Below are 13,975 nucleotides of genomic sequence, written 5' to 3' on the forward strand. Positions count from 1 at the left end.
AAGGGGAACGCAGATGCCCGTCAGCCGTCGTACTTTCCTCCGCAGGTCAGCAACGACTCTCGGCGCGGCAGCCGTCGCGACCGCGTGGCCCGCGTCCATCGAGCGTGCGCTTGCCGTCCCCGCCGCCGCGGACACCGGGACCATCAAGGACGTCAAGCACGTCGTCATCCTGATGCAGGAGAACCGCGGCTTCAACCACTACTTCGGCACGATGCGCGGCGTACGCGGCTTCGGTGATCGCATCACGATCCCGCTGGAGAGCGGCAAGCCGGTGTGGTTCCAGTCCGACGGTACGAAGGACATCCCGCCCTACCACCTCGACTCGGAGACGATGAGCGCGTTGCTCATCCCCTCGACTCCGCACAGCTTCAACAACGCGCAGGCCGCGTGGAACCAGGGCAAGCTGGGCTTCTGGCCGAAGTACAAGACGCAGTACTCCATGGGCTACTACAAACGCGAGGACATCCCGTTCCAGTTCGCGCTTGCCGACGCCTTCACCATCTGCGACGACTACCACTGCTCGGTCACCACCGGCACCGACCCCAACCGCATCGCGTTCTGGTCGGGCTCGAACTTCAACCCCGAGTTGGCCGCGCAGGGCTTCAACTGCGACGACGACCAGAGCGAGCCGAACAACCGGCGCAGCTGGATCACCGGCACCTGGGTGCCGGACGCCTGGCCGCAGACCTACAAGTACGTCGGCAACGCGTTCACCTGGGACACCATCCCCGACGTGCTGCAGCGCGCCGGGATCAGCTGGCGCATCTACCAGGACATGAACGACAACTGGACCGGCGCCATGCACGGGTGCCTGTCCTTCGAGAGCTTCCGCACCGCGCGCCCCGGCACGCCGATCTACGAGCGGGGCATGACGGGCGGCCCCGACTTCCTGGAGCAGCTGCGCCAGGACGTGCTGGACGGCACTCTTCCACAGGTGAGCTGGGTGCTGCCGACAGCGGCCAGCTCCGAACACCCCGGCGCCGGCTCGAGCCCGACCCACGGCGGCAACTTCACCGAACAGGTCCTGGACGCCCTCACGTCCAACCCGGAGGTCTGGAGCAAAACCGTTTTCCTGTTGACGTTCGACGAGAACGACGGGCTGTTCGACCACACGCCGGCGCCCGCCGTGCCGTCGTACAACGCCGACGGTTCCCTTGCCGGCAAGTCGACGCAACCACTGGCCGGTGAGTACTTCTCCCACGGCGACCGTTCGTACCTCGCTGCCGACGACACCATCAGCGGCACGACCCGGCCCTGGGGCATGGGCCCTCGCGTGCCGATGTACGTCATCTCGCCGTGGAGCAGGGGCGGCTGGGTCGACTCGCAGGTCTTCGACCACACCTCGGTCGGGATGTTCCTGGAGAAGCGCTTCGGTATCGAGCTGAACACCATCAGCCGCTGGCATCGTGCGATCGCCGGTGACCTCACCTCCGCTCTCGACTTCGGTCACCCCAACGAACCGAGGTTTCCGAGCCTGCCCGACCAGAGCAACTGGGCCGAGTCCGATGCGCGGCAGCGCACCCTCCCCGCGCCGACCGCACCTGCGACGCCGCAGCCGTTGTTCCAGGAGCGGGGAGTGCGCTATTCCCGTGCTCTGCCGTACGAGATCCACACCACCGCACGCATCGACGCAGGCGCCGTCACGCTGTCGTTCGCCAACACGGGCAGCCAGGGCGCGGTGTTCCACGTGTACGACAAGGCGCATCTGGACCGCATCCCGCGCCGCTACACCGTCGAGGCCCACAAGGCGCTCGAGGACACCTGGGACACGGCCACCGATTCGGGCGAGTACGACCTGGAGGTCTTCGGTCCGAACGGCTTCCTGCGCACGTTCACCGGAAACTCGCTCCACGACGACCCTGCCGGGCTCGACCTTCGCCTGAACTACGAGGTGGCCCGGCGGGCGGTGTCGCTGTCGGCTCACAACGCCGGGGACTCGGCGGTCTCCGTCACGGTCACCTCCAACGCCTACCAAATCGGTGGACCGTGGACGCTGCAGGTCGCGCCCGGCAAGACGGAAGTACGGCAGTGGCCGGTCGCCCGGAGCGGCAACTGGTACGACCTCACGGCGACCCTCGCGGGCGGCGGCTACGAGCGTCGGTTCGCCGGCCGGCTCGAGACCGGCAGGAACGGAGTGAGCGACCCGGCGATGGCCACCGAACTGCAGCGGATGCCCGCCGTTCAGCCAGGCTCGTAACCACGATCCGTCGGGTGATCGGGGTGATCGGGGTGATCGGGGGGGGGCGAACTTTCCTGTGTGCCAGCCATGAGTTTCGCGTAGGTGCTCCACCGAGACGCCTCCCGCCTCGCCATCGAGCCAACTTTCACAGCCTGCGTACAGGCTACTTACAGGTGAGACCCATAACGTCGCAGTCCTCGATCGGTGCGGCGGGAGGAGCTCATGTGTGCGGCATCGCTGGGTATGTCGGTCTGGACGAGGTGACCGGGGCGCCTGTCCTGACGGCAATGGCCCGGGCACAGCGGCATCGAGGCCCCGATGGGGACGGCACCTTCACCGGGCCGGGCTTCGGCCTCGCCCACCAGCGGCTGGCGATCATCGACCGGGCCCGCGGCGCGCAGCCGATGGTCTCCCCCGACGGCCGGTACGTCCTGAGCTACAACGGCGAGGTCTACAACTACCGGGACCTGCGCACCGAACTGACCGAGGCGGGACGGAGCTTTCGCACCGACTCCGACACCGAGGTGGTGCTGGCCGCCTACGAGCGCTGGGGTACGGCCGCGTTCGACAGGTTCAACGGCATGTTCGCCCTCGCGGTCGCCGACACTGTCACCGGCCGGGTGGTTCTGGCTCGTGACCAGTTCGGCATCAAGCCGCTGCACCTGGCCACCGGGCCGGACGGCGAGGCGTTGTTCGCCAGCGAGATCGGTGCGCTGCTCGCGACCGGCCGGTTGTCGCGGTGCCCGGACGAGACGACCGTCTACCGCTACCTCCGCCATCGTGTGCACGACGACACCGACCGGACCTTCTTCGACGGCATCCACCGGCTGCCGCCAGGTCACCTGGCGATCATCGAACCCGACGGCACCTCGACGGTCGAGCCCTACACCCACTTCTACACCGAGCTGCGGGACCTGGCCTCGCGGTCGCAGCCGTACGACGCGGCCGCGCGCGAGCGGTTCACCCAGGCCCTGACCACGGCGATCCGGCTCCGGCTGGTCAGCGACGTACCCGTGGGAACGGCGCTGTCCGGCGGCCTGGACTCCTCCACCATCGTGGCCAGCCTGGATCGGCTGCTCGGGCAATCCGACGTTGACGCGGGCTCGCTCGGCCCACGCCAGCAGACGTTCTCTGCGGTCTTCCCGGGCCAGATCAACGACGAGGAACGCTACGTCGACGCGGTTGCCGCTCGTTGTTCGGATCGGCTGCGGGTGCACAAGGTGCATCCCGAACCCGAGGGGCTGGTGGCCGAGCTCACCGACTTCGTTCGTACGCAACAGGAACCCGTGATCTCCACCGGGCCGTACGCGCAGTACTGCGTGATGCGCTCGGCGAGCCGGCACGTGACGGTGATGCTGGACGGGCAGGGCGCGGACGAGTTGCTCGCCGGCTACGCGCCGTACGTGCTCGTCCACCTCCGAGAGCTCCGGCGGACGGCCGGGAACCGCCGGGCCGCCCGCGAACTCCTCCGCTTCTCGGACGTGTTGTGGCGACTGGGGCGGTTCCGGGTCAAGGACTCGCTGCGGCGCCGGACCAGGACTCCCGTCACGGACCTGCTCGACCCCGACTTCATGGCCGCACACACCGGGCAGACGCTGCGGGTGGTCCGCGACGACGTGAAGCTGCGCCTGGAGGACGACCTGTTCCGGCAGAGTCTGCCCGCCCTGCTGCGTTACGAGGACCGCAACACCATGCGCTTCTCGGTCGAGGGACGGGTGCCGTTCCTCGACATGGACCTGCTGCGGGCGCTGTGGCCGCTGGACAACTCGGCGATCATCGGCGCCGGCTGGAACAAGCGGGCCCTTCGGGACGCGACGGCCGGGCTGCTGCCCGGCAAGGTGCTCCGCCGGCGGAACAAGATCGGGTTCACCACGCCGGAGCAGGCGTGGTTCCTGCGGATCCACGAGAGTGTGCGGGAGATCCTCAGCTCGCCGTCGTTCGGGAGCCGGCCGTACTGGCGGCAGGAGGCCGTCCTGCAAGCCTTCGACGACTTCGTGGCCGGTAAGGGTGCTTCGGAGACGATGGTCTTCTGGCGGCTGGTCAACGTCGAGCTCTGGCTTCGTACGTTCGTCGATGGCGACCCGGCCCCATTGCAGACCGGTGCGGGTGCGGCCGAGCCGAGCGCACTCGTGCCGTAGCGCGGCGGACGTCGGTCGTGCGGCGTCAACCACGCCTTGGCACCGGAAGGCGCACCACGAGATGCTCACACGAGTGGGAACAGTTCGTGGTCGAGTGGTTCGCCGACGGGCAGGCCGAGTCCGTCGGTGACCACGTGCGGTGCGCCGGTGTACGTCGTACCGGCGTCCACGTAGATCGCGACGTGGGCGATGCGGGGGTCGTCGGTGAGGTTCGGCGTCGCGGAATGGGCGAGGTAGGCGTTGTGGAACGTACAGTCGCCGGCTCGCAGCGGGATCGTCAGCCGCTTCTCCCAGCGCAGATCCGGCGCCTCGCGGAACAGGTCGTCCCGATCGGCCAGGTCCTGCGGCCGCAGGTTGGTCTGGTCGTGCGAACCCGGGATGAACGTCATGCAGCCGCGCTCGGCCGGTACGTCCACCAGCGCCACCCAGGCCGACAACGACGCCCGCGAACCGCTGTGCGGCCAGTACGGCGCGTCCTGGTGGAACTCGGTGGCCGCGCCGTTGTGCGGCGGCTTGATCAGTAGATGGTCGTGCCAGAGCCGCAGCGGCACCCCGGCCAGTGCGGTCGCCGCCGCCGCCAACCGGGCGTCGAGGGTGAGCTCACGGAGTACGTCGTCGTGTCGCCAGACGTTGACGTACTGCTTGAAGATCACCGATCTGTTCGCTTCGTCCGAGGCGGTCCGGTACACCTCCGCGGCCGCGTCCCGAAACCGCGCTGCCTCCGCGGCGCTGACGATGTTCCGGATCCGGACCACGCCGTCACGTCGATAGGCCGAAATGGTCTCTTCATCCAGGGCGAGAGCTGTCGTAGGCTCGGTGGTTGTCATGCGCCGGCTCCAGAATCCGTTGCGAGGTTGGACTTCCAGCTTCACCTGGATCGGCGTCCGGCGACAGGCAACAGTTGACACGTACTTGACTGATCTTGACCTTCGGTGGCCATCGTGCACAAGATCTTCAGCCATGAGGTGTTCCCCGACCAGCGCCTCCCGATCGCCGGTGAACAGATCGAGGTGGTCGCCGACGTCGCACCCCACAGTCATGCGTTCTTCGAGATCGTGGTCGTGCTCGACGGGCACGGCACCCATCTCTCGGCCACTGGCGAGACGCCGCTCCAGCGTGACTCGGTGGTCGTCCTCCGGCCCGGCCAGTGGCACGGGTACGCCAGGTGCGACGGCCTCGTGGTCCGCAACGCCTACCTCGGTGCGAACATCCTGGGCTTCCTGTCCGAGGCGCTGATCCACAGCGAAACCCCGCACCCACCCGATCACGCGCACCCCGCCGTCCAGCACGCCATGCGGTTGCTGGAGGCAGGTGCCGGCGAACCATGGACGCTGACCCGGCTGGCCGGCGAGGTGAACGTCGCCCCCGGCTATCTGGTCCGCCTGTTCGGGCGTACGGCGGGAGTGTCCCCGATGGCATACCTCAACAAGCTCCGGGCCGAACGAGCCGCGGGACTGTTGATCGAGACCGATCTCCCGATCGCCGCAATCGGTGCGATGGTCGGCTGGCACGACCCCAGCCACGCCAGCCGCCGATTCCATGCTTCCTTCGGCCTGAGTCCATCCCGCTATCGCAGGGACTTCCGTCCATCAGGGCAAACCCAGTCACCGAGCGGGGAGTTGGATGGCTCCGCAGGCGAAGCCGAGTAGTGAAGGGCGGGTCAGCAGGTTCACCAGACCGGCCGGCATCCTGGCCAAGCCGTCAGCCCGGCGCCTCGACACGTGGCTCAGCCCCGGGGGTGCCGTGCCAGGTGGACCACAACGCGGCGTAGGTGCCGCCCTGCTCGATGGCCGCCGCGGGTTCCCTCATCGCGTGAGCCACCACCGCCGCACATCACGACGAGTAGAACGGCCAGCTTCCACAGTTATCCCTCGTACCTGGATAGGTCCTCGGTCGTACCCACGAGCCGAAACACCTGGCCTCCAGGAGCCTGGAAGTACAGATGCGGATCCGGGACCTCGAGCACCCTCACGCCGAAGTCGACGATCTTCCTCCGCATCTCGTCGACGTCGTCTGCCTTCAGTTCCAGGAAGATCGCCTTCAGGAAGTCGTCGTCGCTCAGGGCGTCCTCGGAGGCGTAGGTGACACCTTCGTCCACCTCCCGCGCGTTGCCGCGTTCGTAGAGGAACGAGATCCAGAAGTCGTCCCCCACCCGAATATCGTCCTTGTCGTCGAACTCTCTACCGACTTCGCAGCCGAGGACGTCACGGTAGAAACGGCGGATTCGGTCTCGCTCAGCCCGGCGTACTCGAAGTGCCGAGTGGTTTCCGAAGACCACGTTGTTCACGGTCACGCGCTTCCCCTGTCCGTTCGGTTTGCCGGTCGCCCCGCCTGGATCGACTCGGCGATCGTCTTGATGCGACGCAGGCGCGCGTCCCATGCGGCGCCGACGGATGTCAGTTGCTCGACGGCGCGGGAGAACTGCACCTCGTCGACGACGTAGCGCACCTCGCGACCATCCTTTCGGGGCAGGACGAGCGCGGCGCGTTCCAGGACGCCGAGATGTTTCGCGACGGCCTGCCGCGTCACCGGCAGGTGGCCGCTCAGGCTCGTCGCCGTGCCGGACCCGTCGGCGAGCAGCAGATCCAGCAGCCGGCGCCGGGTGGGGTCACCGATGGCCGCCCACAGCTCGTCGTCGACACCCGCGGTCACGACCGCACCAGTCCGGACGCATACGCCGCGAGGTTCGGCAGGTGCTGGTCCCAGCCGGCGCTGTGGCTGCGGTAGTGCGCCTCGAGCTGAGCTGCCTCCCAGCCGATCTCCCGGAACCCGGCCTCGGTGAGGCGTAACAGGGTCCCGCCCTCGGCAGGCGCCAGGTCGAACGTCACCAGGAACGAGTTGTGGGTCGTCGCCGGCTGGCCCTCAGGGTGAGCCCAGCGGAACACGAACCGCCGCGGCTCGTCGGCCTCGACCACCTGGATCGGCACAGTGAGGGTGCCGGTCCCGTCCCGCCGGAGCCTGGTCATCCGTCCCTCGCCACTTCCCGTGGGCGGGAAGGACGCGTCGAAGCCCCACTACTGCGCGATGTGCTCGGGCCGCGTGATCACCGCGTACACCACCTCGGGAGTGGCATCGATGTGGATCTCGCGTTCGATGCTGCCGAACTCCATGGCCACCCTCCCCGTCCTGCAACCGTTGGTTGCACCGTAGCTCCACCGGGGCAGATCGCGCAACCTTTGGTTGCAGGACAGGCGTGCGAGTGTCGCATCACACGATTGACGGTGGCTATCGCCGGACGTTCGACGAGAGGTCGTTTGCAGGTCCGGCCGCGGCGAGGTCCACCCAGAAAACGTGTCTCCGGTCGTAACGGCGACCCGTAATCTCCGGTCGTCAGCCCGAGGCGTCGACACGTGGCTCAGCCCTGGGGGTGCCGTGCCAGGTGGACCACAAGGCGGCGTAGGTGCCGCCCTGCTCGATGAGTTCGCCGTGGGTGCCGATCTCGATGATCCGGCCACTGTCCATGACCGCTACCCGGTCGGCGTCGTGAGCGGTGTGCAGACGGTGCGCGATGGCCAGTACGGAGCGTCCGGACAGCACCGCGGACAAGGCCCGTTCGGCGCGCCGTGCGGTCGTCGGGTCGAGCATGGCGGTCGCCTCGTCGAGGATCACCGTGTGGGGGTCGGCGAGTACGACGCGGGCCAGGGACAGCTGCTGCGCCTGCCCTGCGTCCAGGCGGACCAGCTCCGAGCCCAGTTCGGTGTCCAGGCCGTCGGGAAGGTCGTGGAACCACGTGGCTCCGACCGCCTCCAGGGCGGCGCGGAGTTCCGCGTCGCCGGACGCGACGCTCGCTATTCGCAGGTTGTCGCGGATGGTTCCCCTGAACACATGATGGTCCTGGGTGACGAGCACGATCTGCCGGCGCAGCTGCGCCACCGACAGCTGTGACACAGGTACGCCGCCGACCGTGACCGAACCGGTCCTCGGTTCGTCGATGCCGGCCACGAGGCGCGCGACGGTGGACTTCCCGGCCCCCGAGGCGCCGACGACGGCGAGCCTTTCCCCGGGCCTCAGGTCGAGGTCGATGCCGTGCAGGACGTCCGGCCGCCCGTCGTAGGCGAAGCGGACTCCCCTGATCTCGACGCGGTCGTGGGCGGGCTCCGGCGGCGCTCCGTCCTGGGGCGCGGCCAGGTCCGCGACGCCTTCCAGGCGGGCGAAGGACGCGGCGCTGCTCTGCAACTGGTCGATCCAGATCTCGAGGACGTCGATCGGGCCCTGGAGCTGGCGCAGGTACAGGGCGACGGCGACGATCGAGCCGAGGCTGACCGCCCCGCGCTCGTAGAGGACGCCGCCGACGAGCAGGGCGCCGACGAGCGGGAGCACGTAGGAGACGTCGACGATCGAGTACAGAACGGTGCGCAGGCGCAGGGCCCGCAGCCGGGTCCCACGAGCCCGCTCGATGGCTGCCAGGCTGGCGTGCAGTCGTTCCCGCTGCAGCGAGAGGGCCTCGACGGTTCGGGCGCCGGCCGCCGTCGTCGCCAGGACCTCGGCCATCGTGGAGTTCGCCGCACCCATGCTCAGATAGGCCGATCGGGCCCGGCGCAGGTACCACCGGGCCGCGAACCAGATCCCCGACAGTCCGATCACGCTGCACAGTCCCAGCAGCGGGCTCACGACGGCGACGGCGACCAGGATCATCAGCGTCTGGATCACGGCGATGAACACGTCGGGGATGGCCATGCGCATGGTGGCGGACACCGCGGAGACGTCGCCGCCGGCGCGGGCCGAAAGATCGCCCAGGGACGCCTTCTCCACGATCCGAGCCGGAAGCGTCAGGACCCGTTCGAGGAACTGCTCGCGGATGTGGGCGGACAGCCGTTCGCCGAGACGTACGGCGATCAGCCGGGCGTAGCGGGTGAGCACGAACTGCAGTGCGGCGAAGACCACGATGAGCGCGGCCAGCCGGTCGATCCCGGCGACATCGGCGCCACGCCCGACGCTGTTGACGATGCGCCCCAGCAGGAAGGGCCCGGCGAGTCCGGCCGACGTCGCCAGCACGTTGAGCCCGACGACGAGGCCGAACGCCAGGGGTTCCCGGCGTACGAGGGACACCGTGGAACGCCGTACCGCCGCGGCCGTCGCGACCGGCAGGTGGCCCGCGTCCGTGGTCGCGGGTACGACGGACGCCGTCATGTCGTCACCTCGCCACCGGCACGGACCGGCGCGGCCGCCTCGTCCTCGGCTTCGCCCTCGGTGCGGGCCACCAGTTCGCGGTAGGCCGGTTGCCGCGCCATCAGCTCCTGGTGGCTGCCGCGGTCGTGCATCCGGTTGCCGACGAGGAAGACGACCTGATCGGCCTCGGTCAGGAGTACCGGCGAGGTGCTGGCCACCACGGTCGTCCGTCCCGCACGCGCCGCCTTCAACCGGACGGCGATGGCGAGTTCGGTGTGTGCGTCGACAGCCGACGTGGGCTCGACCGCGAGCAGGACGTCGGGCTCGGCCAGCAGTGCGCGCGCCAGCCGGATCCGCTGGCGCTGACCGCCGGACAGGTCGCGTGCCTGGGCGCCGATCGTCGTGGACAGCCCCTCGGGCAGCGCGTCAACGACGTCTTGCGCGACGGCCGTGTGCAGCGCCCGGGCGATGTCGGCGTCGTCGGCGTCGTCGGCGTCGTCGGCGTCGTCGGCGTCGTCGACGTCGTCGTCGGCACCTCGTCCGCGCAGGATCTCCCGAAGGGTCCCGGGAAAGATGTCCGCCTCGTTGTCGGCGACCACGATCCGCGTGCGTACCTCCTGCAGGTCGACGGCCGACAGCGGCCGATCCCCCCAGGTCACCTCCGACGGAGCGAGCCGTCCGAAGCGGTCCAGCACCGCGGCCGCTCCCGCGCCGACCACAGCCGTGAACCGGCCGGCGGGCAGGAGGACGCCGGACTCGGGGTCGTACAGATCGGCAGGGCCAACCGGCGCCGTCGACCCCGAGCCGGCGGCCGAAACGGAGTGTGCCGCCTCGGGAATCTCCCAGAGTGCGATGACGCGTCGCGAGGCCACGACGCTCTGGGCGAGGTTCGCCCCGTCCTCGATCAGCTGGTTGACCGGCGTCACGAGCACCGCGACGTAGCCGTAGACGGCGACGAGCTCACCGACGGTCAGGCTGCCTTCCGCGGTCATCCGCGCCCCGAGCCAGGTCACGACCGCCAGGAAGAGCACCGGCAGTCCGGTCGCGATCGCCGGTATCCAGCTCGACACCGCCCCCACGCGGTACCCCTCGGTCCGCAGCCGCTGGGACGAACGGTGGAACCTCGCTGCGTACCGTTCCTTGCCGCCGATGCCGTTGAGCACCCGCAGCCCTTCGATGATGTCCACCATGTCCGCGGTGACCAGGCTCTGCTTGAACCGGTAGTCGGTGCTTGCCCTGCCAAGGCGTCCCAGGGGCGGTCCGACGGCGACGGCGACGACCGGCGCGCCGAGCAGGATCACGAACGCCAGGAAGGGAGAGATCGACAGGAGCAGACCCGCCACGATCAGGTACGCGACGACGGCGCCGAGCCCGGGCCCCACGAACGTGAGGCTGGAGCTGATCGTCAGCACGTCCATGATGCCGATGGTGACGACCTCGCCGACGCTCACGCTGGCCGGCAGGGCCGCCCCGAGCCGGGTGGAGCGGGAGATGACCGCGTGCACCGTACGGAACGCTCCGTCCATGCGGACCCGGGTGAGGGTGCGGTGCCGCAGGACGGCGGTGACCGCGATGGCGATCCCGAGGAGCAGCAGCAGGCTCACCCAACCCAGCAGGGCTCCCCTGTCGTGGGCACGCAGGCCGTCGTCGACGGCGCGCGCGATCAGGTAGGGCGGAAGGGTGATGCCGGCCATCCACAGCGTGCCCAGGATCACCGCGGCCGTGACCCGCGCGGACTGGCAGCGGACGAGCCACCACAAGAAGGCGGGCGCGCTGCGGACGTCCCGCGCCCGCGGCTCCACGTACGGACGGCTCATAGGCCCGGCACCGCGGCATCAACCTGCGACCCTGACGTGAACGACATGCGGTCATGATCCCAAGAACACGGCTCCTCGCACGCCCCCCGGTCTGGGCCACGACCTACTGGCCGGCCAGCTTGGCTACGACGGGAGCGAGGGTCTCGGCGAAGTCGGCACCGAAGACGAAGTAGGAGAAGCCGATCTCCTCCCGCCGACGCTGGATCTCCTCGGCCGCCGCGGCAGGGTCGCTCGGGAGTGCCGCCAGGGAGTCCGCCGCGTGAAGCGAGGCAGGGTCGGTGCCGGGCGGCGCCATGAACGGTGCGACGTTGTCGCCGATCACCGCCACGTGCTGGGAGAGTTCGACGTCTCGTTCGGGGCGGAAGTCGCGTACGAGCCGGGTGATCTCGGCCCGGTCGTCCCCTGGCATCAGTGCGAACGTGACCGTGTCCGCGACCTCGGCCGCCAGTGCCTGGGCCTTCGATCCGCGTACGGCCATCACCACAGGTGTGTGCAGGTCGGGGCCGTCGAGATCTCGCAGCGTCGTGATGGTGTCACGCACCTGGGCCAGCCGCTCTCTCGGCGGGACGACGGGCAGTCCCAGGTCCTCGATGCCGGGCCTGCCGACGCCGATGCCCATCTCGAACCGCCCCTCGGTGAGCACCGACAGCGAGTGCGCCTCCCACGCCGTGTGGAAACTCTGCCGCAGCGCGGAGGCATACACCCAGGTGCCCACCCGCAGGTCGGCAAGGCCGGCCGCGACGGCCAGGGTGGGCCCGGGCGCCGGCTGCCATCGCGGGACGTCTGGCATCAGCAGCGTCGAGTAGCCGCTGGCGGCGATCCGGCGCACCCGGTCCCGCCACGTCGGCAGGTCGGTTCTGATTGGGGCGACCACCCCGAATCGGAACGGTCGGGTGCCGCCGCGCGTCGTCGGATGAGTCATCGTTCTTGTCCTTTCAGGACCAACCGTGGGAGGGGCCGTGTTTCGAAGATCTGTCACTCTGCTCGGACGAACTCATACCCAAGACCGGCGTGCCCACCGAAACTCATCGGAGGAGTGCCAGAATTCCTCGGCGGCATGCTCGCACGAAGCCAGGTAGCGTGCGGCGGATGAGCGTTCCCGACTCCTCACCCGAGCAGTACGCGAGAACCCTGCCCCGCAAGCGGATGGGAGCAGGCGTGTTGCTCCTGGATCCGGACGGCCGCGTCCTCCTCGTGGAGCCCACGTACAAGGATCACTGGGAGGTTCCTGGCGGTGTCGTGGAGGCCGACGAGTCGCCGAACGAAGCCGCGCGGCGCGAGCTGAAGGAGGAACTCGATCTCAGTCAGCCGTTGGGCCGCCTCCTGGCCGTCGACTGGGTACCACCGCAGGAGGGCCGGACCGAGGGCCTGATGATGATCTTCGACGGCGGCGTGGTGCCGCCCGCTGTCGCCGCGGAGATATCCGTACCCGCGGAGGAACTTCGCGGGTGGGCGTTCTGCTCTCCCCAGGAGGCGGCTGTCCGGCTGTCGCCGCTGCTGGCCAGGCGGGTGTCGGCGTGTGTGGCCGCACGAGAAACCGGATCGGTTGCCTACCTGGAAGACGGTCAGCTGGTGACCTAGTGGGTGACTCCCTTACGCGATGATGGTGCGATGCCTGAACGACACTCGCGGACCGTACCCGGAGGGCGAGCCTTCTACCTGACCGAACGCCTGTGGGAGCTGGCCGCCGTCCTGCCGGTCGAGTCGGTGCCGATCGACGCCATCAAGGAGTTCGACCAGGACTGCTGGTTCGGCGGTGGTCCGGTCACCTGCCGCATGGTCGCCCGCCATGCGGGCCGCATCCAGCAGGCTGATCTCACGTACCCGGTGATCCTTTCGGCGGACGGCCGCCTGATGGACGGCGGGCACAGGATCGCGAAGGCGTGGCTCAGCGGCGCGACCACCGTCGATGCGGTCCGGTTCAGCGTCGATCCCGAACCGGACTACATCGAACGAGACACCGCTACCTGAGCGTTTTCCCTTCCAGGCAACGAGTCTGGCCTTCAGCAGCGCCGCTGGCTCAGGCGCATGGGTCCGGTCACGGCTGTTTCACACAGCATCCGTCAGCCGGCCGCTGGTGGAACAGGTCGAGTCCGGCACGCAGCTCATCCGTGTGCGGCAAGGTCTCCAGGGCCTCAACGGAAATCCAGGCGGCCTCCTCCGTCGACCCGCCGACCTCGTGTCGGAGTTCCCCGCCGACGACGTGCACCTCGTACAGGACGGACACCTGGTGAGTAGCGGTGCTGCTCCACACGTGGGACCGCACCCCGAGCAGGCTGCCGACCCGCACGGCGTATCCGGTCTCTTCCTCGACCTCCCGGACCACGCCGTCGACCGGATGTTCGCCGAAGTCGACCCCGCCTCCGGGCAACGACCACCGCGGGTCGCCACCCGCAAACCGGATCAGCAGGATCCGGCCCTCGTCAATGCACACGCCATACGCACCGACCCGTACGCTCTGCATGGCGTCATCCTGCCAGGCAACACGGTTCCGGATTCGAGCGGCGTGGTTTCCCGACAGGAAATGGAGTGGCGCGAACCCTGGTCCGCTGGAAGTCTCGCCTCACGGGAAGGAGCCGCACTCGTGAGCGAGCTACCAGGTGGCCGGATCAACAAGGTTGTCCGTGTCGGCGACACGGTTCGGCGACGGCCTCCCGGGCGCCCTGACGAAGCCCAGGCATTGCTGAACCACTTCGAACACCATGGCTGGACAGGTGCTCCTCGCTTCCTCG

At 69.0% G+C, this 13,975-nt stretch carries 13 protein-coding genes; 5 read left to right on the plus strand and 8 right to left on the minus strand.

Translation table 11 applies throughout. The features are described from left to right. Window positions 1–13 precede the first annotated feature (13 nt). Window positions 14–2,197 (plus strand): phosphocholine-specific phospholipase C, encoded by a 2,184-nt coding sequence (locus FHR37_RS14940; RefSeq protein WP_092887862.1) that lies wholly within the window; start codon window positions 14–16, stop codon window positions 2,195–2,197. Window positions 2,198–2,403: 206 nt separating this feature from the next. After that, window positions 2,404–4,317, plus strand: coding sequence for an asparagine synthase (glutamine-hydrolyzing) (gene asnB / locus FHR37_RS14945; RefSeq protein WP_092887865.1), 1,914 nt, complete (start codon window positions 2,404–2,406; stop codon window positions 4,315–4,317). A 65-nt stretch (window positions 4,318–4,382) separates the two neighbouring features. On the opposite strand, the gene FHR37_RS14950 is transcribed toward asnB, so the two are convergent. Then, window positions 4,383–5,144, minus strand: a complete 762-nt coding sequence (locus FHR37_RS14950) for a phytanoyl-CoA dioxygenase family protein (RefSeq protein ID WP_092887868.1) — start codon at window positions 5,142–5,144, stop codon at window positions 4,383–4,385. 105 nt (window positions 5,145–5,249) lie between these two features. Between FHR37_RS14950 and FHR37_RS33135 the strand changes: the two genes are divergently transcribed. Next, on the plus strand, window positions 5,250–5,966 hold the full coding sequence (locus tag FHR37_RS33135) for a helix-turn-helix domain-containing protein (RefSeq protein WP_092887870.1): 717 nt from the start codon (window positions 5,250–5,252) through the stop codon (window positions 5,964–5,966). A gap of 215 nt (window positions 5,967–6,181) precedes the next feature. Here FHR37_RS33135 and FHR37_RS14960 read toward each other — a convergent pair whose 3' ends face one another. From FHR37_RS14960 to FHR37_RS14985, 6 genes are all read right to left on the minus strand, one after another. Beyond that, window positions 6,182–6,604 carry a VOC family protein gene (locus FHR37_RS14960; protein WP_092888111.1) on the minus strand — a complete coding sequence of 141 codons (423 nt, stop codon included), beginning with the start codon at window positions 6,602–6,604 and terminating at the stop codon, window positions 6,182–6,184. Between the two features lie 2 nt (window positions 6,605–6,606). Beyond that, a complete protein-coding gene (locus FHR37_RS14965) occupies window positions 6,607–6,969 on the minus strand; it encodes an ArsR/SmtB family transcription factor (protein ID WP_092887873.1) in 363 nt (120 codons plus the stop codon). Then, the gene (locus FHR37_RS14970; RefSeq protein ID WP_237769043.1) at window positions 6,966–7,283 is read right to left on the minus strand and encodes an SRPBCC domain-containing protein; all 318 of its coding nucleotides are present in this window, start codon (window positions 7,281–7,283) and stop codon (window positions 6,966–6,968) included. The genes FHR37_RS14965 and FHR37_RS14970 overlap by 4 nt, the downstream gene beginning before the upstream one ends. A gap of 364 nt (window positions 7,284–7,647) precedes the next feature. After that, entirely contained in the window at window positions 7,648–9,447 is a 1,800-nt protein-coding gene (locus FHR37_RS14975) for an ABC transporter ATP-binding protein (protein WP_092887876.1), read from the minus strand. Continuing rightward, complete coding sequence (locus FHR37_RS14980) at window positions 9,444–11,243, minus strand: ABC transporter transmembrane domain-containing protein (protein WP_092887878.1); 1,800 nt, start codon at window positions 11,241–11,243, stop codon at window positions 9,444–9,446. Before FHR37_RS14980 ends, FHR37_RS14975 begins: the two co-directional genes overlap by 4 nt. A gap of 103 nt (window positions 11,244–11,346) precedes the next feature. Further along, window positions 11,347–12,165: an LLM class flavin-dependent oxidoreductase gene (locus FHR37_RS14985; protein ID WP_092887881.1), complete on the minus strand. Its 819-nt coding sequence runs from the start codon at window positions 12,163–12,165 to the stop codon at window positions 11,347–11,349. Between the two features lie 167 nt (window positions 12,166–12,332). Between FHR37_RS14985 and FHR37_RS14990 the strand changes: the two genes are divergently transcribed. After that, the gene (locus FHR37_RS14990) at window positions 12,333–12,824 is read left to right on the plus strand and encodes an NUDIX domain-containing protein (protein ID WP_237769044.1); all 492 of its coding nucleotides are present in this window, start codon (window positions 12,333–12,335) and stop codon (window positions 12,822–12,824) included. A 30-nt stretch (window positions 12,825–12,854) separates the two neighbouring features. Then, complete coding sequence (locus FHR37_RS14995; protein WP_092887884.1) at window positions 12,855–13,214, plus strand: hypothetical protein; 360 nt, start codon at window positions 12,855–12,857, stop codon at window positions 13,212–13,214. A 67-nt stretch (window positions 13,215–13,281) separates the two neighbouring features. Here FHR37_RS14995 and FHR37_RS15000 read toward each other — a convergent pair whose 3' ends face one another. Continuing rightward, entirely contained in the window at window positions 13,282–13,707 is a 426-nt protein-coding gene (locus tag FHR37_RS15000; RefSeq protein ID WP_092887887.1) for an NUDIX hydrolase, read from the minus strand. Between the last annotated feature and the right edge of the window lie 268 nt (window positions 13,708–13,975).

It is taken from the genome of Actinopolymorpha cephalotaxi (assembly GCF_013408535.1).
GTDB lineage: Bacteria > Actinomycetota > Actinomycetes > Propionibacteriales > Actinopolymorphaceae > Actinopolymorpha > Actinopolymorpha cephalotaxi.

What these genes read in the sequence shown, in the direction of transcription:
- FHR37_RS14995 (WP_092887884.1), top strand. Translation starts at nt 12,855, where the DNA reads ATGCCTGAACGACACTCGCGGACCGTACCCGGAGGGCGAGCCTTCTAC.
- FHR37_RS14980 (WP_092887878.1), bottom strand. Translation starts at nt 11,243, where the DNA reads ATGAGCCGTCCGTACGTGGAGCCGCGGGCGCGGGACGTCCGCAGCGCG.
- FHR37_RS14940 (WP_092887862.1), top strand. Translation starts at nt 14, where the DNA reads ATGCCCGTCAGCCGTCGTACTTTCCTCCGCAGGTCAGCAACGACTCTC.
- FHR37_RS14985 (WP_092887881.1), bottom strand. Translation starts at nt 12,165, where the DNA reads ATGACTCATCCGACGACGCGCGGCGGCACCCGACCGTTCCGATTCGGG.
- FHR37_RS15000 (WP_092887887.1), bottom strand. Translation starts at nt 13,707, where the DNA reads ATGCAGAGCGTACGGGTCGGTGCGTATGGCGTGTGCATTGACGAGGGC.
- FHR37_RS14990 (WP_237769044.1), top strand. Translation starts at nt 12,333, where the DNA reads ATGAGCGTTCCCGACTCCTCACCCGAGCAGTACGCGAGAACCCTGCCC.
- FHR37_RS14975 (WP_092887876.1), bottom strand. Translation starts at nt 9,447, where the DNA reads ATGACGGCGTCCGTCGTACCCGCGACCACGGACGCGGGCCACCTGCCG.
- FHR37_RS14950 (WP_092887868.1), bottom strand. Translation starts at nt 5,144, where the DNA reads ATGACAACCACCGAGCCTACGACAGCTCTCGCCCTGGATGAAGAGACC.
- FHR37_RS14970 (WP_237769043.1), bottom strand. Translation starts at nt 7,283, where the DNA reads ATGACCAGGCTCCGGCGGGACGGGACCGGCACCCTCACTGTGCCGATC.